At 66.3% G+C, this 23,871-nt stretch carries 21 protein-coding genes; 14 read left to right on the top strand and 7 right to left on the bottom strand.

Annotated elements, in window-relative coordinates:
• Positions 1 to 160 precede the first annotated feature (160 nt).
• The 5 genes from FG486_RS17300 to chlG are packed head-to-tail and all read right to left on the bottom strand — an operon-like array spanning position 161 to position 4,424.
• A complete protein-coding gene (locus FG486_RS17300; protein ID WP_181268481.1) occupies positions 161 to 433 on the bottom strand; it encodes a hypothetical protein in 273 nt (90 codons plus the stop codon).
• The gene (locus FG486_RS17295) at positions 433 to 915 is read right to left on the bottom strand and encodes a TspO/MBR family protein (RefSeq protein ID WP_066212878.1); all 483 of its coding nucleotides are present in this window, start codon (positions 913 to 915) and stop codon (positions 433 to 435) included. Before FG486_RS17295 ends, FG486_RS17300 begins: the two co-directional genes overlap by 1 nt.
• Before the next feature lie 49 nt (positions 916 to 964).
• Positions 965 to 2,176 (bottom strand): geranylgeranyl diphosphate reductase, encoded by a 1,212-nt coding sequence (locus tag FG486_RS17290; protein WP_181268480.1) that lies wholly within the window; start codon positions 2,174 to 2,176, stop codon positions 965 to 967.
• 26 nt (positions 2,177 to 2,202) lie between these two features.
• The gene (locus FG486_RS17285) at positions 2,203 to 3,525 is read right to left on the bottom strand and encodes a BCD family MFS transporter (RefSeq protein WP_181268479.1); all 1,323 of its coding nucleotides are present in this window, start codon (positions 3,523 to 3,525) and stop codon (positions 2,203 to 2,205) included.
• A complete protein-coding gene (gene chlG / locus FG486_RS17280) occupies positions 3,522 to 4,424 on the bottom strand; it encodes a chlorophyll synthase ChlG (RefSeq protein ID WP_181268478.1) in 903 nt (300 codons plus the stop codon). Before chlG ends, FG486_RS17285 begins: the two co-directional genes overlap by 4 nt.
• 214 nt (positions 4,425 to 4,638) lie before the next feature.
• On the opposite strand from chlG, the gene FG486_RS17275 reads away from it, so the two are divergent.
• Positions 4,639 to 6,123 (top strand): porin, encoded by a 1,485-nt coding sequence (locus FG486_RS17275; RefSeq protein ID WP_181268477.1) that lies wholly within the window; start codon positions 4,639 to 4,641, stop codon positions 6,121 to 6,123.
• 50 nt (positions 6,124 to 6,173) lie between these two features.
• Positions 6,174 to 7,625: a hypothetical protein gene (locus FG486_RS17270; RefSeq protein ID WP_181268476.1), complete on the top strand. Its 1,452-nt coding sequence runs from the start codon at positions 6,174 to 6,176 to the stop codon at positions 7,623 to 7,625.
• A 45-nt stretch (positions 7,626 to 7,670) separates the two neighbouring features.
• Here FG486_RS17270 and ppsR read toward each other — a convergent pair whose 3' ends face one another.
• Entirely contained in the window at positions 7,671 to 9,071 is a 1,401-nt protein-coding gene (gene ppsR, locus FG486_RS17265) for a transcriptional regulator PpsR (protein WP_181268475.1), read from the bottom strand.
• A 49-nt stretch (positions 9,072 to 9,120) separates the two neighbouring features.
• The gene (locus tag FG486_RS17260) at positions 9,121 to 9,957 is read right to left on the bottom strand and encodes a cobalamin B12-binding domain-containing protein (protein ID WP_181268474.1); all 837 of its coding nucleotides are present in this window, start codon (positions 9,955 to 9,957) and stop codon (positions 9,121 to 9,123) included.
• Between the two features lie 421 nt (positions 9,958 to 10,378).
• On the opposite strand from FG486_RS17260, the gene bchF reads away from it, so the two are divergent.
• Genes bchF through acsF form a run of 12 tightly spaced genes read left to right on the top strand, consistent with a single transcriptional unit; the run spans position 10,379 to position 23,870 of the window.
• Positions 10,379 to 10,948, top strand: coding sequence for a 2-vinyl bacteriochlorophyllide hydratase (gene bchF, locus FG486_RS17255; RefSeq protein WP_181268473.1), 570 nt, complete (start codon positions 10,379 to 10,381; stop codon positions 10,946 to 10,948).
• On the top strand, positions 10,945 to 12,228 hold the full coding sequence (locus FG486_RS17250; protein ID WP_137775665.1) for a ferredoxin:protochlorophyllide reductase (ATP-dependent) subunit N: 1,284 nt from the start codon (positions 10,945 to 10,947) through the stop codon (positions 12,226 to 12,228). Before bchF ends, FG486_RS17250 begins: the two co-directional genes overlap by 4 nt.
• A 4-nt stretch (positions 12,229 to 12,232) precedes the next feature.
• Positions 12,233 to 13,879 carry a ferredoxin:protochlorophyllide reductase (ATP-dependent) subunit B gene (bchB, locus tag FG486_RS17245; RefSeq protein WP_181268472.1) on the top strand — a complete coding sequence of 549 codons (1,647 nt, stop codon included), beginning with the start codon at positions 12,233 to 12,235 and terminating at the stop codon, positions 13,877 to 13,879.
• Positions 13,869 to 17,489, top strand: coding sequence for a magnesium chelatase subunit H (locus FG486_RS17240; RefSeq protein WP_181268471.1), 3,621 nt, complete (start codon positions 13,869 to 13,871; stop codon positions 17,487 to 17,489). The genes bchB and FG486_RS17240 overlap by 11 nt, the downstream gene beginning before the upstream one ends.
• Before the next feature lie 15 nt (positions 17,490 to 17,504).
• Positions 17,505 to 18,398, top strand: coding sequence for a ferredoxin:protochlorophyllide reductase (ATP-dependent) iron-sulfur ATP-binding protein (gene bchL, locus FG486_RS17235; RefSeq protein ID WP_066279402.1), 894 nt, complete (start codon positions 17,505 to 17,507; stop codon positions 18,396 to 18,398).
• On the top strand, positions 18,398 to 19,093 hold the full coding sequence (gene bchM / locus FG486_RS17230; protein WP_066279405.1) for a magnesium protoporphyrin IX methyltransferase: 696 nt from the start codon (positions 18,398 to 18,400) through the stop codon (positions 19,091 to 19,093). The genes bchL and bchM overlap by 1 nt, the downstream gene beginning before the upstream one ends.
• Positions 19,090 to 20,523: a BCD family MFS transporter gene (locus FG486_RS17225; protein WP_181268470.1), complete on the top strand. Its 1,434-nt coding sequence runs from the start codon at positions 19,090 to 19,092 to the stop codon at positions 20,521 to 20,523. The genes bchM and FG486_RS17225 overlap by 4 nt, the downstream gene beginning before the upstream one ends.
• A 27-nt stretch (positions 20,524 to 20,550) precedes the next feature.
• Positions 20,551 to 21,324, top strand: a complete 774-nt coding sequence (gene puhA, locus FG486_RS17220; RefSeq protein WP_066279419.1) for a photosynthetic reaction center subunit H — start codon at positions 20,551 to 20,553, stop codon at positions 21,322 to 21,324.
• Positions 21,321 to 21,950, top strand: coding sequence for a photosynthetic complex putative assembly protein PuhB (puhB, locus tag FG486_RS17215; RefSeq protein ID WP_181268469.1), 630 nt, complete (start codon positions 21,321 to 21,323; stop codon positions 21,948 to 21,950). Before puhA ends, puhB begins: the two co-directional genes overlap by 4 nt.
• Positions 21,947 to 22,453, top strand: coding sequence for a photosynthetic complex assembly protein PuhC (gene puhC / locus FG486_RS17210; RefSeq protein WP_181268468.1), 507 nt, complete (start codon positions 21,947 to 21,949; stop codon positions 22,451 to 22,453). Before puhB ends, puhC begins: the two co-directional genes overlap by 4 nt.
• Positions 22,450 to 22,746 carry a hypothetical protein gene (locus FG486_RS17205; protein WP_208598079.1) on the top strand — a complete coding sequence of 99 codons (297 nt, stop codon included), beginning with the start codon at positions 22,450 to 22,452 and terminating at the stop codon, positions 22,744 to 22,746. The genes puhC and FG486_RS17205 overlap by 4 nt, the downstream gene beginning before the upstream one ends.
• 35 nt (positions 22,747 to 22,781) lie before the next feature.
• A complete protein-coding gene (gene acsF / locus FG486_RS17200) occupies positions 22,782 to 23,870 on the top strand; it encodes a magnesium-protoporphyrin IX monomethyl ester (oxidative) cyclase (protein ID WP_241695888.1) in 1,089 nt (362 codons plus the stop codon).
• The last annotated feature ends 1 nt before the right edge of the window (position 23,871 follow it).

The following is a 23,871-nucleotide window of genomic DNA, read 5'->3' as shown; positions in this document are numbered from 1 at the left end:
CGAACCGTGCGATGCCGCGCCAGTCCGCGCGGCCGCCCAATCACCCTCACCGCTGCGACTAGGCTCCTTCGTCGCCAAGCCTCGCTGCCTCTCCCATCAAGGGAGAGGCGTGGCTAAGCGGCCATGCGGCTTGCGGGCCCCTGCCTGCGCCGGGGACCGGTCAGGGCCGGTGCCGCCTCAGCATTCCGCGCCTTTGCAGATCGGCGAGATGCAGCGGGAAGGACAGGACCAGCGGCAGCGCGATCCACGGCCAGGCGGCGCCGGTGAGTGCAGCGCGCAGCGCCAGCATCATCAGCACCGCCGCGCTCAGCCCCAGGCCGACGTCGAGCGCCCGGTTGCCGCGCAGCACCAGCCAGACGAACTCCGCAGCGAGCACCGCCAGCACCAGATCGACGACATGGCCGCTGGCGAACAGGGCGCGCACGACCTCCATCAGCCGAACGGCCCGTTGAGCTGGACAATGGCATAGTTGAGCGCGGCTGCGACGCTGACCCAGGCGATATAGGGCAGCAGCAGCCAGGCCGAGAGCTTCGAGAAGCGCCCGCAATAGACGATCAGCCCCGCGATCGAGAGCCAGAGCAGCGCCACCTCGACCAGCGCCCAGTCGGGCCGCTGCACGCGGAAGAAGAGAAGGCTCCACAGCACGTTGAGAAAGCCGTTGAACGCGAACAATCCGATGACATTGGTCCGCGCCTTGACGCTGGGCGCGGCGCGCCAGGCAGCGAGCGAGGCCATCGCGGCGAGCGCGAAGATCAGCGTCCAGGCAACGCCATAGAGCCAGCCGGGCGGGGCCCAGTCGGGCTGGGCCAGCCCCTGATACCAGGGGCCGAGATCGGTGATCGTCGCGCCGCCAGCGGCGACGACCAGAGCCGCCATCGCCGCCAGGATGACCGGCAGCAAGCCTTCACGATGCATTCCAGCCTCCCAGCTGCGGCCTCTCGGCCCTTACGTCCCGAGCGTCGGTTCAGGCCCGCGACAGGCCGAGCAGATGCCCCATGTCCTTCACGAAGATCTTCGCGTGCGCCACCGGTTTGCGGCGCACCAGCTCCTTGTGCATATAGCTCTGCCAGGTGAGATATTGCACGTCCGGGTCGGCGCACATCTTGACGAAGCGCTCGCGGCGCTTGTCCGACGAATACCAGAAATATTGCATGATCCCGAGGATCCAGAACACCTTGCCATGCTTGGCCATGAAGGCCTTGCGCGCCTGCTTGAGCGCGGCCGGCTTGCCGGTGGCGAGAAACTGGTAGACCGAATCCGCCGCCAGCCGCCCGCAGGCCATGGCATAATAGATGCCCTCGCCCGACGCCGGGGCGACCACGCCCGCCGCATCGCCCGCGACCACGATGTCGCGGCCATTGTCCCAGCGCTTGAGCGGTTTCAGGGGGATCGGCGCGCCTTCGGTGCGGATGGTCTCGCAGCTGTCGAGCCCGACCTGCTTGCGCATCATCGCGGTGGTTTCACGCAGGGCAAAGCCCTTGTGTGCGCTGCCCAGGCCGATGCTCGCGGTCTCGCCGTGCGGAAAGATCCAGGCATAGAAATCGGGCGAGAGATGGCCCTGATAATAGACGTCGCAGCGGTCGGGGTCGAAATCCGCCGCCGCTGCCACCGCCGGTTCGGGTGCCTTGACGATCTCGTGATAGGCAAAGACGCATTTCACGTCCTTCGCGCCCGGAATGTTCTGCTTCGCTACCGCAGAGCGCGCGCCATCCGCGCCGATGACGCTGCGCACCCGCAACCGGCGGTCGGGTCCGCCGCGCTCCTGCCGATAGACCAGCACCGCCATGCCGTCGGAATCGCGGTCGATCTTTTCGTAGGTGCCAGTGATCCGCGTCGCGCCGTTGTGGCGCGCGCGCTCGCGCAGCCATTCGTCGAACACGTCGCGGTCGACCATGCCGACAAAGCCCTTGCCCTCGGGGCCGTCGCCCACGGGCATGTCGACCTCGCGGCCCGAGGGCGCGATCATCCGCGCCGCGCGCGCCTTGGCGACGAGCAGCGATTCGGGGATCTCGAAATCCTTGAGCAGCCGGGGCGGGATCGCGCCGCCGCACGGCTTGATCCGCCCGTCGCGGTCGAGCAGCAGCACCTTGAGCCCGCGCCGAGCCAGGTCGTTCGCCGCCGTTGCGCCCGAAGGGCCGCCGCCGATCACCGCCACGTCAAAATCCGCCTGTGCCATTGCGTCCAAGCTCCTTCGTCAGGCCTTCAGGCCGGTGCCGCCACCATAGACGGGCCGGAGCTGCGCATGGTCACGCGCACCCCCAGCAATGCCGCGAGGACGAAAAGCCCGGCCTCGCCCGCAAAAATCAGTTGAAAGGCCGCGCCATCGCTGGCGAGCATGCCGCGCGCCGCATCGACGCCGAGCGCACCGGTCAGCCCGCCGAGGCCAAAGGCGATGGCCTGCGCCGCGCCCCAGACGCCCATGCGCACGCCTTCCTTCGACTGCTGGCCTGCGCCTGCGAGCCCCATCATCGCGCCGATCGCAGAGACCGCGAACAGCCCGTTGGCAAAGCCGAGCAGACCGACGTTCAGCCGGAGCGGCCATAGGATCGAGGTGGTCGCGGCAAAGGCGAGCCCGGCGAGCGCCAGCGCGCTGCCGCCGCATCCGGCGAGAATCCACCAGCGCAGGTCCGCTGGCCGCCGTCCGGCAAAGGCGCTGCCGCCGATCCCGGCGACGATCATCCCGGCCATCACCCCGCCATGCTGCAGGCCTGCGAGCTTCGTCGATTCTCCGGGGCTCATGCCGAAGACGAGGCCCGCATAGGGTTCGAGGATCAGGTCCTGCATCGCATAGGCGAGCATCGAGACGAAGACGAAGATGGTGAAGCGGCGCGCGGTTGCATCGCCCATGATCTCGCGCAGCGCCTCGCCGAACGAGGCCGAGGGCGCATCGTCATGCGGATGCGCGGGCGCGACCAGGCGGCGCTCGATCCCCGAGATCGCGGCCCAGGCGAGCAGGAAGGCGCAGAGCGCCACGCCGCCCGAGACGGTGGCGAGCCGTTGTTCGCTGAAAGGATCGATCAGGCTGCCTGCGGTCGCGGCGGCCATCACGATCCCTGCGACCATCATGATCCAGGTGATCGCGGCGGCTGCCGCGCGCCTTTCGGGCACCACGCCCGAGGCGAGCATCGCGAGCAGCGAAGTGCCCGCTGCGCCGACGCCTGCGCCGATCATGCTGAAGGCGAGGATGGCGAGCAAGGTGCCGGGGATCGCGGCGACCGGCAGCAGGATCGTCGCATTGACCGCGACGATGCCGCCGAGCGCCAGGATACCCATGCCGCCGACGATCCAGGGGGTGCGCTTGCGCCCCTTGTCCGATCCGTGCCCCCAGAGCGGCCGCGACAGCTGCACCGCATAATGCCAGGCGACCAGGCCCGCAGGAAGCGCGGCGGGCAGGGCATATTCGACCACCATCACCCGGTTGAGCAGCGAGGTCGCGAGCATCACGATCGCGCCGATGCTGGCCTGGACCAGCCCCATGCGCATGATGTCGGTCCAACCGAGCCCGATCTTCGCAGACGCGCTCATATCCAGCCCCCCAGGCCCAAAGCGGCGGCGAGCATGCCGAACACATAGGACGAGACGCCGGTGGCATTGTACCAGGGCGCGTATTTGTTGGGATCGGTGAGCAGGCGGCGCATGAACACGATCTGCATCGCAAGCAGCAGCGTCACCGCGATCGCCGAAAACGCCAGCCCCCATTGGAACAGCAGCGCGATCACGATCAGCTGCGGCACCGCCATCACCGCGCAGGCGAGCCTGGCGGCGTTGGCGACGCCGAGCGTCACCGGCAGCGAGCGCACGCCCATCGCGCTGTCGCCCTCGACCGCCTTGAAATCGTTCAAGGTCATGATGCCATGCGCGCCGAGGCTGTAGAGCAGGATGACGACCAGCACGCGTGCGTCCGGAAGGCCTCCGGTCATCACGCTCGCGCCGGTGAACCAGCTCAGGCCTTCATAGCTCAATCCCACCACAGCAGGCCCGATCCAGCCGCTCATCTTGAAGCGGAAGGGCGGCGCGCTGTATCCCCAGGCGCAGAGCAGCCCGACGATCGTCGCGACGAACACCCAGAAGCCGAGCGTCAGGCCCAGCAGCAATGAAAGGCCTGAACCGATCAGCGCGACATACAGGCCCCAGCGGCCCGCGATGCGGCCGGACGGAATCGGTCGTTCGGGCTGGTTGATCGCGTCGACATGCCGGTCGAACCAGTCGTTCACCGCCTGGCTGGTGCCGCAGACCATCGGCCCTGCCAGCAGCACCCCGCCGAACAGGAACCACCAGCGCCCGTCGAGCCCTGCACCCGACGACATCACCCCGCAGAAGAACGCCCACATCGGCGGAAACCAGGTCACCGGCTTCAACAATTCGAGCACGTCGCGCGGATGCGGAATCGGCGCGGGCGGCGACATGTTGGCGGAGCGATCCATGCGAGTAAGGCTATGCCTGACGCTGCGGAGTGTCAATCAGAATGGACATGCAGGGGTGTCGCGTTGGGACGTCGCGATCGGGTGGCGGACGCGGGCACGCCACCGCTTGTCACAAAAGCGTTTTGCGATATTCACAAAAACGACATAAAACCTTCATATTGGCGCAGCCGAACCGTCGCGGCAGGGCGCGGCATTGCCACAGGCGCCTGAAAACATGACATTTGCTCGCACGGCATTTTTCCGAAGGCCTCTGGTCGCGATCGCGCTGGCCAGCGTCGCAACGCCCGCGCTGGCCCAGGCTACGCCAGCGCCGTCTGCGGGGCAGCCCGACTATCTCGGCATCATCGCCGATCTCCAGCGCCAGATCGATGAGCTGAAAGCCACGGTCAATGAGCTCAAGGCGGAAAAGCAGGCCGCAGCCGCCCCCGCGCCGGTCGCCGCCTCCGCCCCGCCCGTCCTGGCTCAGGGTACCTTGCCCGCGCCTGCGGCACCCGCTGCAGCTGCTCCACCCGCGCCCGCCCCGCAGGTCGCCGATGCCAGCCCCAAAAAGGGCAAGGCCTGGTATGAAAAGCTGCAGCTGCGCGGCTATACCCAGCTTCGCCTCAACAATATCGTCTCGGGCGATGCCGAGGCGCCGGCGGGCGTGTCGCGGCTGCGTACCATCGGCGATGGCGATGTGCGTTCGGACAATAATTTCAGCTTCCGCCGCGTACGCCTCGTGCTGCAGGGCGATGTCAGCGATTATCTTTCGCTCTACCTCCAGGCGGACATGGCGTCGGCGGTCTCGAACCAGTCGGCGGGCGAGCGCCGCGAGGGCTTTGCCCAGCTGCGCGATGCCTATGCGGATGTATTTCCGACCAAGGACAAGAGCTTCCGCATCCGCCTCGGCCAGTCGAAAATTCCTTATGGCTGGGAAAACATGCAGTCCTCGTCGAACCGGCTCGCGCTCGACCGCAGCGACGGCATCAACACCGGCGCGCCGAGCGAGCGCGATATCGGGATCGTCGCCTATTATACCCCCGATCACGTCCAGGACATCTGGGACCGGCTGGGCAAGGACGGGCAGAAGCTGTTCGGCAATTACGGGGCCTTCGGTCTTGGGGCATTTAACGGCCAGGGGACCAACCGCACCGAGACCAACGACAATGTCATGATTGTCGGCCTTGCTACCTGGCCGTTCGAGCTCGACGCGCTGGGGCTGGAGGGGCAGGTGCTCGAACTGGGCGGCTCCTTCTATCGCAACCGCGTCAATCCGGAGATCCGCACCGGCGGGGTCAGCCCGATCGATTACAAGGATAACCGCATCGGCGTGCATGCCATCCTCTATCCGCAGCCGTTCGGGCTGCAGGCGGAATGGAACTGGGGCAGGGGACCGGAATTCGATCCCGTTACCCGGCAGATCGTCGAACGCCCGCTCAACGGCGGCTATATTCAGGCCATGGCCCGCGTGCGGCGCTCGCCGCTCGGCCCGTTCTACCCCTTCGCGCGCTGGCAATATTATCGCGGCGGCTTCAAGGGCGCGACCAATGCCCCCCGGCTGGAGACCGAAGAGCTCGAATTCGGTCTCGAGTTCCTGCCCACCCCCGCGCTCGAGCTGACCGTGACCTATGGCTTCGCATCGCGCAAGGAGGCGGACGAGCGCCGCTTCGGCCAGGCCGAGGGCGAGCTGCTGCGCATCCAGGCGCAATGGAACTATTGACCATTTCTGCACGCCTTCCAGTATAGACAGCGCGTTTCGGGAGAGACTGGATGGCGCTGCACCGACTGGCGATGCTGATGGCGTTTGCGCCGCTGCTGCTTTTTTCCTCGGTCGAGCGCGCCTCGACCGCGCCGCCGGTGCGGCTCGAGGCGGAGGCGCTGACGGGGGACGCGGATGTCACGGTCGCGGGGCAGGTCGCCGCCGCGTCGCAGGCCACGGTTCAGCGCGACGACCGCGTCTATCCCTTCTACATGCCGATGCAGGGCCTTCGTCCTCCTGCCGTCATCATGCGCGTGCGCTGCGATGCGTCGCGCGCCGCCGGTCGCGAAGTGTTCGACCGGCCTTCGGCCGCAGCGCTCGAGGGCCGGATCGAGGGCGGGTACGAGTTCGTCTACGAGGCCTATGACGGCGCGGGCCGTCCGTGCATCTATCCCTTCGCCCCCTCGATGCCGCAGATCGTCGGCCAGACCAACGGCACGCAATATATCTTCCGCTCCTCGGTTCCCGGCGTGCAGGTGACCTTCCGCACCAATGATGCCTGGGCCACGATCAACCCGCGCCTGTTCGAACTGGGGCCGCAGCGCATCCATTTCGAGATGCGCGACATCGCGCTCGATTTTCCGGGTGCAGGCGAGGCCAAGGGAGCGGTGCATCTGGAGGTGCTGGATGTCACGCGGCCGGGCCTGATCACCGCCGTCATCCGCCGCTCCAGCATCTTCGGCGGCAAGAACGCGATCTTCGTGCCCGGCGGTGAGACGATGGTGCTGATCGAGGACAGCATCATCCGCGGCAATGTCGGCGACAGTGTCGATCAGGAACACGGAACCTATATCAACGGCACGCTGGTCACGCATGTCCGCAACAGCACATGGTACGGCCAGAAGGGCTGGATCGATGTCGCAAGCGGGCACCAGCTCAAGGACAAGGCCTATTTGCGCGTCTACGAGAATGTCACGGTCGCCAACCTGCCGGGCGCCACCGTGCCCTCGGCCATGCCGCTGGTTGATATCTCTGCCTTCGGCTTCACCTGGTCGAACAACCTGCAATTGAAGCGCATTCCCCCGGCGCAGGACGTTCGCGATTCGCTCGTCGATCTGCGCACCGAGATCGTCTACGGCGCGCCCGATCATTATCCGTGGAACATCATGGTCGATCCCGGCTGGCGAATGCCGGCCAATCCGCTGGGCGCGCTCGATCAGGTCTATCTTTCGGTGTTCCAGAACACATTGGTCGACAGCTTCCGCAGCGAACCCCATGTCTTCCGCCTCAACATGCAGGGCCTGGGGGTGGAGCCTGGGACGCCGACGGTGGTCGGCAACGAGCAGACGACCAGGGCGCAGCAGCGCATGGTGTCGCTCGCCTTCAACACGCGCGGGACACTGCGCCGGGCCTATTCCAACGAGGGTTGGACCTATGTCGATCCCGTATTGCCGCCCGATATGCTCTGGGTGAAGGACCGGGATGCGTTCATTCGCCACGCCCTGGGCCTGATCGGGCGCTGAGGGATAGCGGGCCGACCAGCCCGGATCGGTTCAGCTCAGTTCAGCTCAGCTCAGCTCGTCCTTGCGGCCGATCAGATTGCCCAGGCCATGGCGGTGGAGCTTCGAATAGAGGCTCTGGCGGCTCAGCCCCAGGATTTCGGCGGCCGAGGCACGGTTGTCCGAGGTATAGGCCAATGCTGCCTCGATGCACATCCGCTCGATCAGGTCGGTCGATTCGCGCACGATCTCGCGCAGCGGCATGCGCCCGACCAGCTCGGTCAGCTGATCGACCGAACGCGGCACGTCGCGGTCAGCCGAGGGCAGATCGCGCACGCGCCGGCTGACGGTGCGGATGGCAAAGCCGTAATGCCCGCCCTGCGCGTCGGTCTTGACCCCCGAGACCTCGATCGCTTCCTCGATCGCGTCATCGGCATGGACGATGGTGGTAGCATTGCGCACCTGGCCATGATCGTCGAGCTGCTTGCGCATCAGGTCGACATCGATGCCGGGCCGCCCGATGAACCGCCCGAGCGGCTGCCCGGCAATTGCTTCCTTCGAACTGCCATGCACCAGATCGACAAAGGCCGAATTGGCGGTGACGATCTGCATCTTCGCGTCGGTGAGCACGAAGGCATCGGGCATGCGCTCGATCAGATCGGCCATCGGTCTGCGGCCGCTCGCATCGTCCGCCGATGCATTGTCGCGCGACAGGCGGATCATGAACTGGCGGCCACTGTCCTGGCGGAATGGCATCGCGGTGAGCGTCATCGGCGGTTCGCCTTCGCCCATGCTCACTTCCATCTGGCAATGTTCGCCGGTGGCGGTCGCTCCGCCCAGCGCAGCGATAAGGTCGTCGCGCGAGATTCCGCCGATGACATTGGCGAGATCGCGATTGTCGAGGCTGCCCGGCTTGGCGCCGAACAGCTGATAGCTCGCCGGATTGGCTGCGGTGATTCGCCGCGTGCCCGCATCGATCACCAGCACAGGGTCGGCGATCATGTCGAACAGCAGGCGGAACCGCGCCTCGGTCTGGCGCAGCTTGAGATAGTCGCGTTCGAGCGACTGCTGGGTCTGCAACAGGCGCTGCTGCAGGCTGGCCCAGGCGCGGACATCGCGGCCGATCGCCATGCGCGGCTTGCCTTCGCCCAGATCGACCAGCCGGTAATGGATCGGCAGATTGCCGTCGGGCCCGGGATGGTTGACCTGGCGCCAGCGGCCGGGCGTTTCCGACGCCGGGCTGGACAGCATCTCGTTGATCTTGGGACGGCTGTCGAGCGCAACCGTGTCCTCCCAGCGTCGGCCTATCCAGCCGCTGAGGTCGGGCATGTCGTCTGCACTCACGGAAACATCGCTGATGACGCCATTTTCATCCAGCGCCAGGGCAATATCGCCTGCGGCGAGCACCAATGCGAGTGCTGCGCCGATTTCCAGAGTGCCGACAACGCCTTTGAGGTCGCGGAAAGGCATAGCAGCTGCTGAAGGCTCGTCCTTGTTCATGCCGCGCCGGGTGCGGTCTTCAAAGCGAAAGCGCGGTGCGCTCTACCCCGGCAGAAACCAGTTCGTCGGCCAATGCGAGCGCGGCGGCTGCATCGGCTGCAGTCCCATCCGCCCCCAGCTTGCGCGCAAGTTCGGGATCGTAGCCAATGGCCGGACCGCCGATCATGATTGCCAGTTTGGGATTGCAGGACACGCTTCTCATTGCCGTGAGCAGTTTGGGAACCTGCGCGATATAAAAGTCAGTGGTTACTGTCAATCCGACGACATCGAAGGATGATGAGCCGAGCGCCAGCAGGATTTCCGACTGTTCGGGCTCGATCAGCGTCTCAACGTCCCAGCCTGCGCGCTGGAAGCACTCGCCGATCATCAGCGTGCCCAAGCTGTGCTGGTCGCGCGGCATGGTGGTGAACAGCGCGCGGTGCGTCTTGAGCGCCCAGCCATCGGGCGGAGGGGCCCAGACCGCGATCGTCCGCAAGAGCAGCTGCAGCCGCCACAGGCCCATGGTCACGTCGACGAAATCGCATTCGTCGCGGTTCCATTTCTCGCCCAGCTCGCGCGCGGTGGGCGCGATCAGCTGGATGAAAAGGGTTTCGGGGGCCACCTCGCGGTCGAGATGGCCGATGATGATGTCCGCGAGCGTGTTGACCTCGTGCGCGAGCACCTCGTCGGCAAATGCGCGGATCGCCGCCTCGTCGAACAGAGGCGCCATGGATGCAAAGCCTCTGTTGCCTGCGCCCGGACGCTGGTTGTCGTTGGATTGGGTGCCAGAAGTATCGCGAAAACCATCGCCGCCATCCTGCGCGTGCATGGCCGGTGTGACCATGTCGGCGTGGGTATCGGCGGGAAAATGCGCCATGCGAGGGTCATCCTGATGCACCATCAGCAGTCTGGGGATGATCTCGTGCTCCACCAGGCGGCCAACGTCGTCGTTCGGCATATGACGAACGACACGGGATTGCCCGGTCTGCTCGCCGTCCCAGGGCGACGTCTTCTTGCGCAACCGTGCGTTGCGGAAAAGCTCCGTCGTAGACCTGATCAAATCGATCCCAAAAACCGAGGCCATTCAGACTCTCCAAGGTCTTGTCGGTGCATCGGGCACCGGCCTCACGGCTGGAAACGTTCTATGCGCTCACCCTCGCCAGGCCATGATCCTACGCCTGTCCAGAAGGCCTGACAACATAAGTTTTGTCAAGAAAACTATACGTCAATTTATCTTGACACTTTTGCCGAGCGGGGCGTAGGTTTCCTGACTTGAAACGGGAGGCGTTCAAACGCTCATGCCACTGGAAAATCAGCCTGGAACTGCGGAGAACCGCAAGCTTGAGGGCGATCCGGTCGGTCGTTCGCCCCGGGCCATGCCGGTATCGCTTTATACCCCCGAAGAACGGCAGCGCCGCGACTCGACGGTCTGGACGCTGGTTCAGGGCGTGCTTGCCCCGGTCCAGTTCCTGGTGTTTCTGGTCAGCCTGGCGCTGGTCTTGCGCTATTTCGGGACAGGCGAGGGCGCCTTTGCCGCCGATGCCTCGATCATCGTCAAGACGCTCACGCTCTACACCATCATGATCACCGGCTCGATCTGGGAGAAGGTGGTGTTCGGCAAATGGCTGTTCGCGCCGGCCTTCTTCTGGGAAGACGTGTTCTCCATGCTCGTGCTGGCGCTGCACACCGCCTATCTGGTGATGCTGTTCGCCGGGATTGGCACAACGGGCGAGCGCATGGGCGTCGCGCTGGCGGGCTATGCCGCCTATATCGTCAATGCGGGCCAGTTTCTGTGGAAGCTCCGCATGGCGCGCCTCCAAGGTACGACGGCGCCCGAATCGTCGCCGCGACTGGCGGTGGCGCAATGATCGCCGCCGCGCCTCCTGTGCTCGACCAGGGCTGCGCCTCGGTACCGGTGCTGCGCGAGCGCGGCCAGCGCGAGGTGTTCTGCGGCCTGACCGGCATCGTCTGGCTTCATCGCAAGATGCCCGATGCGTTCTTCCTCGTCGTCGGATCGCGCACCTGCGCGCACCTGCTGCAATCGGCGGCGGGCGTGATGATCTTTGCCGAGCCGCGCTTTGCCACTGCGATCATCGAGGAGCGCGATCTGGCGGGCCTTGCAGACGCGAACGAAGAGCTCGACCGCGTCGTGCGCCGCTTGCTGGCGCGCCGCCCGGAAATCCGCACCTTGTTCCTCGTCGGCAGCTGCCCGTCCGAGGTCATCAAGCTCGATCTGGCCCGCGCCGCGCAGCGGCTGGCCGGGGCGTTCTTGCCCGATGTCCGCATCGTCAACTATTCGGGCAGCGGTATCGAGACCACCTTCACCCAGGGCGAGGATGCGTGTCTCGCCGCGCTCGTTCCGTTCATGCCCGAACCGGCCGTCGGCGCCGAACCCGAGCTGCTGATCGTCGGCGCATTGCCCGATATCGTCGAGGACCAGCTGCTTCGGCTGGTGCGCGATCTTGGCATCGCCCGCGTCTCCTGCCTGCCCGCGCGAGAATCGCGGGAGCTGCCTGCGGTGGGGCCGAACACGCGCTTCCTGCTCGCCCAGCCGTTCCTTGGCGATACCGCGCAGGCACTCGAGGACCGCGGCGCCGTGCATCTTTCGGCCCCCTTCCCCTTCGGCGCGGAGGGCACGACCGACTGGCTGCACGCTGCGGCGCGCGCGTTCGATATCGACGAGATGCACTTCCGCAGCGTCGTCGCGCCGGGTCGCGAACGCGCTAAGCGCGCGCTCGAGCACAGCCGCGCGCAGCTCGAAGGCAAGAGCATCTTCTTCCTCCCCGATTCGCAGCTCGAACTGCCGCTCGCGCGTTTCCTGCACCGCGAACTCGGCATGGTACCGGTCGAGGTCGGCACGCCCTATCTGCACCGCGCGCATATGGCGCCGGAGCTCGCGCAGCTGCCCGAGACGACCGTGATCAGCGAAGGCCAGGATGTCGACCGCCAGCTCGACCGGGTGCGCGCGTCCCGGCCCGACATCACGGTGTGCGGGCTCGGCCTTGCCAATCCGCTCGAGGCGGAAGGCTTCACCACCAAATGGGCGATCGAGCTGGTCTTCTCGCCCATCCACGGGTTCGACCAGGCGGGCGATCTTGCCGAATTGTTTGCACGGCCGATCCGTCGCCGCGACGTGTTGAGGGTTTAGCGCCATGCAGCTGTCGGTCTGGACCTATGAAGGGCCCCCTCATATCGGGGCGATGCGGGTAGCGACCGGCATGCGCGATGTGCACTATCTGCTGCACGCGCCGCAGGGCGATACCTATGCGGACCTCCTGTTCACGATGATCGAGCGGCGCGGCAAGCGCCCGCCGGTCACCTATACCACCTTCCAGGCCCGCGACCTGGGCAAGGACACCGCCGAGCTGTTCCAGTCCGCTGCGCGCGATGCGGTGGCGCGGTTCCAGCCCGCTGCCATGCTGGTCGGGGCCTCGTGCACCGCCGAACTCATCCAGGACGACCCTGCCGGAATGGCGCAGGCGATGCGCCTTGATATTCCCGTCATTCCACTCGAGCTGCCCAGCTATTCCCGCAAGGAGAACTGGGGAGCATCGGAGACTTTCTACCAGATAGTCAGAGCTCTCGCGGTCGGGGATTCCTCCCGCCCCGCACCGTGCCAGGCAGGTTCTCCGCGTCCCAAAGCGAACCTGCTTGGGCCGAGCGCACTGGGTTTTCGCCACCGCGACGATATCGTCGAAGTGTCGAAGATACTCGGCGCGCTCGGCGTAGAGATCAACGTCACCGCGCCGTTGGGGGCGAGCGCGGCGGACATCGCCCGGATAGGGGAGGCCGATTTCAACATCGTGCTCTATCCGGAAATCGCCGATACGGCGGCGCGCTGGCTCGAACGCCAGTTCCGCCAGCCGTTCACGAAGACCATCCCCATCGGCCATGGCGCGACCATCGACTTCATCCATGAGGTCGCCAGGCTCGCCGGTGTCGATCCCGCGCCGGCGCTCGACATGGCCGAGGCCCGGATGCCGTGGTGGAGCCGCTCGGTCGACTCGACGTACCTCACCGGCAAGCGCGTCTTCATCTTCGGTGATGCCACGCACGCCATCGCCGCCGCCCGCGTGGCGCGCGACGAGCTAGGCTTCGTGGTCTGCGGGCTGGGCTGCTACAACCGCGAATTCGCGCGCGACCTGCGCGCTGCGGCTGCCGAGCATGGCGTCGAGCCGCTGATCACCGACGATCATCTCGAGGTCGAGGAGGCGATTTCCGCCGCGCATCCCGAACTGGTGCTGGGCACGCAGATGGAACGGCATATCGCCAAGAGGCTTTCGATCCCCTGCGCAGTCATCTCCGCGCCGGTACACGTGCAGGATTTCCCCGCGCGGCACAGCCCGCAAATGGGCTTCGAGGGCGCAAACGTGCTGTTCGACAGCTGGGTGCATCCGCTGGTCATGGGGCTCGAAGAGCATCTGCTGACCATGTTCCGCGACGATTTCGAATTTCACGACGGAGCGGGCGCGAGCCATTTGCACGCCAGCGCGCCGAAAGCTGTTCCCCTCCCTGACCAGGGAGGGACTAGGGGTGGGTCCGAGCCGCAAGGCGAGCCTGCAACCGCTGCTGCTGCCAACCCACCCCCAACCCCTCCCCTGGCAGGAAGGGGAGCCATGGAAGGCGAACTCCTCGAACGCTCGCTCTGGACCGCCGAGGCCGAGGCCGAGCTCAAGAAGATCCCGTTCTTCGTGCGCGGCAAGGCCCGCCGGAACACCGAGCGCTTCGCCGAGGAGCGGGGCCTGACGACGATCTCCCTTGAAACCCTGTATGATGCAAAGGCGCATTATGCCCGGTAAAGCCAGCACCACCCCCGCAAAGGGCCGCAATGCCGCGATCCGCGTGGTCTTCATCACGCTCGACAACCATCTGTCGGGCGCGGTCGACCGGGCCGAGTCGCTGCTGGTCAAGGACATGCCGGGCCTGTCGATCGGCTTCCACGCCGCTGCCGACTGGGGCCGCGATCCCGGCGCGCTCGATGCCGCACGCGCCGATATCGCCCACGCCGATATCGTCATCGCGACGATGCTGTTCCTCGAGGATCATGTCCGCGCGATTCTGCCCGCGCTCGAGGCGCGCCGCGAACAGTGCGATGCGATGCTGGGCCTCATGTCCGCAGGTGACATCGTCAAGCTCACCCGCATGGGCGGCTATCGCATGGACGCGCCCGCACGCGGTCCGCTGGCGCTGCTCAAGAAGCTGCGCGGCTCGCCAAAGCCGGGCGGCAATTCGGGCGCGGGGCAGATGAAGATGCTGCGCCGCCTGCCCAAGATCCTGAAGTTCATTCCCGGCACCGCGCAGGACGTGCGCCATTATTTCCTGACGCTGCAATACTGGCTGGCGGGCAGTGACGACAATGTTGTCTCGATGATCCGCGGGCTGATCGACCGCTATGCCGCGGGCGAGCGCGCCGCGCTCAAGGGCACCACGCCCGCCCAGGCGCCGCGCGACTATCCCGAGATCGGCCTGTATCACCCCGGCCTGTCCGAGCGTATGACCGAGGATGCCGCCCGCCTGCCGCGCAGCGCCGAGGCCCGGGGCACCGTCGGCCTGCTGCTGCTGCGCTCCTATCTGCTTGGCAAGGATGCCGGCCATTATGACGGCATGATCGCCGCGCTCGAAGCGCGCGGGCTCAATGTCATCCCCGCCTTTGCCAGCGGTCTCGATGGCCGTCCGGCGGTAGCGAAATATTTCGTCCGCGATGGCCATCCGCTCGTCGATGCGGTGATCAACCTGACCGGTTTCTCGATGGTCGGTGGCCCGGCCTATAATGACGCGGCGGCGGCGGAAGAGGTGCTCGCCGGGCTCGACCTGCCCTATATCGCCGCGCACCCGATCGAGTTCCAGAGCCTCGAGCAATGGGGTTCGCGCCACCAGGGGCTGCTGCCGCTCGAAGCGACGATGATGGTCGCCATTCCCGAGCTCGACGGTGCGGTCATCCCGCATGTTTTCGGCGGACGGTCCGACGGATCGGGCGAGCCATGCCAGGGTTGCGCGCGCAAGTGCCTGTTCACCGCGCCCGATGCGATGCGCGCGATGCAGAGCTGCCCCGAGCGCGCCGAGTCGCTGGCGGCCAAGGTCGAGGCTCTGGTCGCGCTGCGCCGCTCCGAGCGCGCGAAGCGCAAGCTCGCGATCGTCCTGTTCAACTTCCCGCCCAATGCCGGGGCGACCGGCAGCGCGGCGCATCTCGCCGTGTTCGAATCGCTCCACGCCACGCTGCACCGGCTGGCGGCAGAGGGCTATGACTGCAATCCGCCCGCCACCGTCGATGCCCTGCGCGATGCGATCCTCAAGGGCAATGCCGACCGGTTCGGATCGGACGCCAATGTCGCGGTGCGCATCTCGACCGACGACCATGTCTGCAACGAACCGCATCTGCGCGCGATCGAGAAGCAATGGGGCCCCGCGCCGGGCAAGATCCAGAGCGACGGCTGGTCGATCCATGTGCTCGGCAAGCAGTTCGGCAACGTGTTCGTCGGCGTCCAGCCCAGCTTCGGCTATGAGGGCGATCCGATGCGGCTGCTGTTCGATGGCGATTTCGCCCCGACGCACGCCTTTGCCGCCTTCTATCGCTGGATCCGCGAGGAATTCCGCGCCGATGCACTGCTGCATTACGGCACGCACGGCGCGCTCGAGTTCATGCCGGGCAAGCAGGCCGGGCTGTCGGGCGATTGCTGGCCCGACCGGCTGCTGGGCAGCGTCCCCAATTTCTATCTCTATGCCGCGAACAATCCGTCCGAGGCGATCATCGCCAAGCGGCGCTCGGGCGCGACGATCGTGTCCTATCTCACCCCGCCGCTCGCACAAGCCGGGCTGTACAAGGGATTTGCCGATCTCAAGGCGCTGGTCGAACGCTGGCGCGCGCTGGCGGGCGAGGGCGTCGAGCGCGCAGCGCTCGAACTGATGATCCGCGATGCTGCAGCCGCGCTCGACATCGACGGCAGCGATATCGCCGCGCTGGCGGGCAATCTCTACGAGCTCGAACGCGCGCTGATCCCGTTCGGCCTGCACGTGCTCGGCAGCCAACCGCAAGGCGAGGAGCGCGAGGCGTTTCTCGACGCGCTCACCGCAGCCGACAATGGCGCGGGCCGCGCCGAACTCGATGCCAAGCTCGCCGCCAATGACGAGCTTGGCGCGCTGATCCACGCGCTCGACGGCGGCTATGTCCGCCCCGCGCCGGGTGGCGACATATTGCACAATCCCGAGGTGCTGCCCACCGGACGCAACACGCACGGCTTCGATCCCTTCCGCATCCCCAGCGCCTTTGCCTGCGTCACCGGCGCGGCCCAGGCCGATGCGCTGCTCGCCCGGCATGTCGAGGCAGGTGAGCCACTGCCCGAGAGCATCGCGATGGTGCTGTGGGGCACCGACAATCTGAAGAGCGAGGGAACGCAGGTCGCGCAGGCGCTGCACCTGATGGGCGCGCGCCCCCGGTTCGACACCTATGGCCGGCTCGCCGGTGCGGAGCTGATCCCCCTGGCAGAGCTGGGCCGTCCGCGCATCGATGTCGTCGCGACCTTGTCGGGCGTGTTCCGCGACCTGCTGCCGTTGCAGACGCGGATGATCGCCGAAGCCGCCTGGCTCGCCTCGACTGCCCAGGAGCCCGAAGCGCTCAACTTCATCCGCAAGCATTCGCTCGCCCATGCCGCCAAGATGGGCTGCGACATGGACACCGCCGCGCTCCGCGTCTTCTCGAATGCCGAAGGCGCGTACGGCGCGCAGGTCAACATGATGATCGATGGCGGTGCCTGGGCCGATCCCGACGAACTCGCCGAAGCGTTCGAGACCCACAAGGGCTATGCCTATGGTCGCTCGGGCGCGCCGATGAAGCAGCGTGAGCTGCTCGAAACCGCCCTGGCCTCGGTCGATTTTACCTATCAGAATCTCGATTCGGTCGAACTCGGCGTCACCGATATCGATCAATATGTCGATGCGCTGGGCGGCGTCAGCCGCTCGGTGACCAAGGCGCGCGGCGGCAAGGCAGCGCCGGTCTATATCGTCGATGCCACCGAAGGCGCGGCCAAGGTCCGCACGCTCGCCGAACAGATCGACCGCGAGACGCGCACCCGCATGCTCAACCCGAAATGGTATGAAGGCATGCTGCGCCACGGCTTCGAGGGCGTGCGCCAGATCGAGGGACATGTGACCACGACCATGGGCTGGTCGGCGACGACCGGCGAGGTCGCGCCCTGGGTCTTCCAGCAGATCAGCGAGACCTATGTGCTCGATGCAGAAATGCGCGCGCGGCTTGCCACGCTCAACCCCAAGGCCTCGGCCCGGGTGGCGGAACGGCTGCTCGAGGCATGCGACCGCCGGCTTTGGGAACCGGATGCCGCAACCCTGGCGGCGCTCCGCGCGGCCGCGGACGATATCGAAGACAGGCTCGAAGGCCTGATTGCAGCAGAATGACGGGAGAGAGTTGATATGAGCCTTCTGGACCATGGCAGTGCGCCGCCAGCCTTTGGCGAAGGCAGCACCCAGGTCGCGCTCGACCCGCGCGACGAGATTACCGGCGCCAAGGTGTTCGCCGTCTATGGCAAGGGTGGCATCGGCAAGTCGACCACGTCGTCGAACCTCTCCGCCGCGCTCTCGCTGCTCGGCAAGCGCGTGCTGCAGATCGGCTGCGATCCCAAGCATGACAGCACCTTCACGCTGACCAAGAAGCTGATGCCGACGGTGATCGACGTGCTCGAAACGGTCGATTTCCATCACGAGGAACTGCGGCCCGAGGATTACATGTTCGAGGGCTTCAACGGCGTGATGTGCGTCGAGGCGGGCGGTCCGCCGGCGGGCACTGGCTGCGGCGGCTATGTCGTCGGCCAGACGGTCAAGCTGCTCAAGCAGCACCATCTGCTCGAGGATACCGATGTCGTGATCTTCGACGTGCTGGGCGATGTGGTGTGCGGCGGCTTTGCCGCGCCGCTCCAGCATGCCGAGCGCGCGGTGGTCGTGGCGGCCAATGATTTTGACAGCATCTTCGCGATGAACCGCATCGTCGCCGCCATCAAGGCCAAGTCGAAGAATTACGAGGTCCGCATGGCGGGCGTCATCGCCAACCGCTCTGCCGCGACCGACGAGATCGACCGTTTCAACGAGGCGACCGGCCTCAAGCGCCTCGCGCATTTCCCCGATCTCGACGCGATCCGCCGCAGCCGCCTGAAGAAATGCACGATCTTCGAGATGGATTCGACCCCCGAGATCGAGGCGGTGAAGAACGAATATCTGCGCCTCGCCGCAACGCTCTGGGCGGGCACCGATGCGCTCGACGCGATGCCGATGAAGGATCGCGAGATATTCGAGTTCCTGGGGTTTGAATGATGGCCAGCCACGCGCCCCGCTCGACCTATGACGCCTATCGCGGGCGGCTGGAGGATTATTTCGACCGCACCGCGCGGCAGAACTGGGTCGACCTGACCAGCGACACCAAGGTCAGCGGCATCCGCGCCACGGTGCGCGCGGGCCGCGACCGGATGCGCGCGATGCTGCTCGATTGGCTGCCTTATGATCTCAAGGGCAAGCGCATTCTCGATGCCGGATGCGGCACCGGCGCGCTCGCCGTCGCTGCGGCGCAGCTCGGCGCAGAGGTGGTGGCGATCGATATCTCGCGCGGGCTGGTCGATGTGGCGCGCGAGCGGGCGCCTTCGGGCCTTTCGATCGACTGGCGCGTCGGCGACATGCTCGATCCGGCGCTTGGGTCTTTCGACCATGTCGTCGCGATGGATTCGCTCATCCACTATGAAACCGGCGATATCGTCGACGTGCTCGCGGCACTTGCCGACCGTGCGCCGTCGATCGCCTTCACTTTCGCACCGCGGACACCCTTGCTCGCGGCGATGCATGCCACCGGGAAGCTCTTTCCCAAATCCGATCGCGCACCCGCGATCGTCCCGGTGGCCGAAGCGAAGCTGCAGAGACTGCTTGCCCAGCGTCTCCCCAGCCATGGCATCGCCGCGAGCGAACGCATTGTCAGCGGCTTCTATACCAGCCACGCGATGCTGGTGGCGCGCGGATGAGCCTGTCGGGCGCCTCGACCCGGTTCTTCGCCGGACTTGGAACGCAGTTCCTGCCGTTCGCCGATGCGGCGAGCGCGGAGCTGCCGATGGGCCGGTTGCTGCGCCTGTCGCTGTTCCAGGTGACGGTGGGCGTGGCGACGGTGCTGCTCAACGGCACATTGAACCGCGTGATGATCGTGGAACTCGGCACACCGGCCTGGCTGGTGGCGCTGATGATCGCCATCCCGCTGCTCGTTGCGCCCTTCCGCGCGCTGATCGGCCACAAGTCGGATTATCACAAGTCGATGCTCGGCTGGCGGCGGGTGCCCTATATCTGGTTCGGATCGTTGCTGCAGTTCGGCGGCCTGGCGATCATGCCCTTCGCGCTGCTGCTGCTGTCGCGGGGCGACACCTTCACCATCGGAATGATCGCGGGCGCGCTCGCCTTCCTGTTCACGGGCCTGGGCATGCACACGACGCAGACCGCAGGCCTGGCGCTGGCGACCGATCTCGCGCCCGAGGATACCCGGCCGCGCGTCGTCGCGCTGATGTTCGTGATGCTGCTGGTCGGCATGATGGGCGCGGCCTTCGTGATGGGCTCGCTGCTCGCCGATTTCAGCGCCACCCGGCTGGTCGCGATCGTGCAGGGCGCGGCGATGTTCACCATGGCGCTCAACGTCATCGCGCTGTGGAAGCAGGAGGCACGCGCGCCCTCGACCACCCGGCCAGAGCGCGAAACGCCCAGGTTCGCGACCGTCTGGCGCGAGTTCACCTCGGAGGCGCGCAATGCCCGGCTGCTGCTCGCCATCGGCTGCGGCACCGCAGCGTTCAGCATGCAGGACGTGCTGCTCGAACCGTTCGGCGGCGAGGTTCTGGGCATGTCGGTGGGGGCGACCACCTCGCTGACAGGGCTCTGGGCATTCGGCATGCTGGCCGCCTTCGCGCTTGCCGCGCGGCGGCTGAGTGCAGGCGCCGATCCGCTGCGGCTCGCAGGCTTCGGCGCGGCGATCGGCATGCTCGCCTTTGCGATGATCCTGTTCGCAGCGCCGCTCGAAGCGAGCTTTCTCGTCTTTTCGGGCGCACTGACCATAGGGCTCGGCGCAGGCCTGTTCTCGGTCGGCACCTTGAGCGCGATCATGGCCATTGCCGGAAGCGGCAGGCACAAGGGATCGGGCCTGGCGCTCGGTGCCTGGGGCGCGGTGCAGGCCAGCGCCTCTGGCTTGGCGGTCGCCGCCGGAGGCCTGATCCGCGATGCCGTCTCGTCGCTCGCGCTCGCCGACCGCATCGGCGAGACCCTCGCCTATCGCGCCACCGGATACGGCACCGTCTATCTGATCGAAATCGTTCTGCTGCTCGTCACGATGGTCGTGCTTGGCCCGCTTGTCGGGGGCCAGCCGATCGATGAATCCGCCCCGCAACCGCGGTTCGGCCTCACCGAATTTCCGACATGAGGGTCTTGAAGAAGAGAGGTAAGCGCCATGTTTAACGGCAATATCGTGGGGAATATCGATGTCGCATCGATCGCCTTCTGGGCGTTCGTGCTGTTTTTCATCGGCCTGATCTACTATCTCAGGCGCGAGGATCGGCGCGAGGGCTTTCCGCTCGAAGACGACCTGACCGGGCGTTCGCTGGGCATGGGCGGTCCGCTGCTGCACGCGGCACCCAAGACCTTCAAGCTGCCCTTCGGCCGCGGCACGGTCTCGACCCCGACCATCGGCAAGGAAAAGTTCGACATCGCCGGACGCCGCGTCAGCCCGTTCCCCGGTGCGCCCTATGTGCCCACCGGCAACCCGCTGACCGACTGTATCGGCCCGGCTGCCTATGCCGAGCGCAGCCGCCTTCCCGATATCGACGCATTCGGCAACAACCGCATCGTGCCGATGGCGCTCGAGCCCAGCTTCTCGATCGCGCGCGGTGATCCCGATCCGCGCGGCATGACCGTGATCGGCGCCGATGGCGCGGTCGCGGGCACCGTCGCCGAAATCTGGGTCGATCGTTCTGAGCATCAGGTGCGCTATCTCGAGGTCGTCACTGCCGAGGGCGTGCATGCGCTCGCGCCGATGATGATGGCCAAGGTTCGCAAGTCCGCCCGTCAGATCGTCGTCGATGCGATCAACGCCGCGCAGTTTTCCGGTTGCCCGCAGGTCGAGACCCCCGGTCAGATCAGCCGCTACGAGGAAGACAAGATCTCGGGCTATTTCGGTGGTGGCTATCTCTATGCCAACCGCGCCCGGCAGGAGCCGCTGATATGATCACGGAATATGACGACGAGCCCGTCCGGGGTCTGCCCGGCGAGCTCCCGCAAGGGGAGACCCTGCTCTGGCAGGGCTCGCCCGATTGGCGGCTGCTGGCGCGCAGTGCGTTCTTCACGCGCATCGTCGGCCTGTATTTCGCCGCGCTCGTCGCGCTCGCCATCTACAATGGCAGCACCGGCGGGGTGATCGCGACCGCGATCGCCGGGGCGCTCGGGGTGGGGCTGCTGATGCTCTATGCCTGGGCGGTGGCGCGCACGACCGTGTACACGCTGACCAGCCGGCGCGTGGTGCTGCGCATCGGCGTCGCGCTCAACATGTGCATCAACCTGCCGCTCGCCAAGATCGGCGGCGCGAACCTGCGTCCGCTCGGCCCGACCGAGGGCGATCTCGCGCTGCAGCTGATCGGCCCGCACAATCTGGGCTATCTCGTGCTGTGGCCGCATGCGCGTCCTTGGAAGCTCGGTCATCCCGAGCCGATGCTGCGCGCGCTGCCCGATGCGGCGGTGGTCGGCGAGCGCCTGGCGCGCGCCGTCGCGGCAATCGCGCCGGTTGATCGCGCGCAGCAGGTATCGGCCGCAGCGGGTGAGGGAGTGCCTGCACATCTTCAGGGAGCCATCGCATGACCAGCGCATCGCACAGCCATAGCCACCATGGGTCGCACGGCGGCCATGGCCATAGTCACGAGAATACCGTGCCCAAGGGCGCGCTGGTGATGGCGTGCGGGGTGGTGCTGTTCACGCTGGCGCTGACCGGGGCAACCCAGCTCGGCTGGATCGCGCCCTCGCCCTCGGCCAGCGACGTCCGCGCGGCCGAAGCGGCGACTCCGCTTCAGTCGCGCGTGCTGCGCTTTGCCGATGCGCAGAATGGCAAGGTCATGGTGACCGACGCCGTCACCGGCGAGACGGTGCATGTCTATGGCGAGGAAGGCAGCGGCTTCATCCGCGGCGTGCTGCGCGGCATGGGCCGGGGCCGCCATGTGCGCGGTATCCCGATGGATGCGCCGTACGAGCTCAACCACTGGAGCGACGGCTCGCTCTCGCTCACCGACACCGCGACCAATCGGGTCGTCGAACTGGGCGCGTTCGGCCCGACCAACCGGGCGACGTTCCAGGCGCTGTTGCAATGATGAACCTGTTGCGCCAGCCTTCCTTCGACACGCCCTGCCGCATCCAGGTGGAGCAGAGCGAGGCGCATTTCCATGCGCATGTCGAGCTCGACGGCGATGTCGCGATCCAGCCGGGCGACAAGGTGCGCGTGCATGGCGACCCGATCATCGTCGGATTTGGCGAGTCCATTTTGATCCAGCGCATGGCGACGGTGCACCCGGCGGGTCCATTGCTGCGCGCATGGACGAAGCTGACGGCGATGGGCGAGCTCAAGGAACTGTACGAGGTCAGCTTCACCACCAGCCGGTGGTGAGCGCGGATGTTCAGACAAACAACGGGAGTGGTGCGATGAACATGCAGACAAAGGTAAAGGCAGCAGGCTCGGCACGGTTGCCCGATGCGCCAGACACCATGGCGCTGGCGACGCAGGAAACCGTGCTGTCCCCGCGCTTCTACACCACCGATTTCGATGCGCTGGACGCGATCGACGTCAGCCTGGTGCGCGCTGAATGGGACCAGCTGATGGCGGACATGGAGGGCGACCCCAACAAGGCGCATTTCCGCCGGTCCGAAAGCTTCGACGGCGTCATCGAATCACTCGAACCTGCGCTGCGCCGCGAATTCATCGATTTTCTTGTCAGCTCGCTGACCTCGGAATTTTCCGGCTGCATCCTCTATGCCGAGATCGCCAAGCGGACCAAGAACCCCGACGTCAAGAAGCTGTTCAAGCTGCTCGCGCGCGACGAGAGCCGCCATGCCGGGTTCATCAACGAGGTGCTCAAGGACGCCGGGATCGGCATAGACCTTTCGTTCCTCACCAAGACCAAGAAATACACCTTCTTCAAGCCCAAGTTCATTTTCTACGCGGTCTATCTGTCCGAGAAGATCGGTTATGCGCGCTATATCGCGATCTACCGGCACCTCGCGCGCAACCCGGAAAACCGCTTCCACCCGATCTTCAACTGGTTCGAGCAGTGGTGCAACGACGAGTTCCGCCATGGCGAGGCGTTCGCTATGCTCCTCCACGCGGACCCCAAGCTGCTCACCGGCCTCAACCGCTACTGGATCAAGTTCTTCATCCTCTCGGTCTATGCGACGATGTACGTGCGCGACCACAGCCGCCCGGTCTTCCACGCGGCACTGGGCATCGACCCCACCGATTACGACTACCGCGTGTTCGACATCTGCACCGCGATCAGCCGCCAGGTCTTCCCGGTGGAGATCGATACCGACAATCCGGCATTGCGCGCGCAGATGGAAAGGCTGCGTCTGGCATCGGACCGGATCGCGGCGGGCAAGGCGCGCGGCGGCCTCGGCGGGCTGGTGCAGCGCGCTGGCGGCATGATCGGCGCAGGCACCGCCTTTGCCCGCATGTACTTCATGCCCGGCAAGCCCAATGCGCTGCCCTCCACCATCCGCCTGCAGCCGGCCTGGTAAT

It is taken from the genome of Blastomonas ursincola, assembly GCF_013607875.1.
Lineage (GTDB): Bacteria > Pseudomonadota > Alphaproteobacteria > Sphingomonadales > Sphingomonadaceae > Blastomonas > Blastomonas ursincola.
Note: the sequence above shows the minus strand (reverse complement) of the source record. Positions and strands in the feature narration are given on the sequence as shown.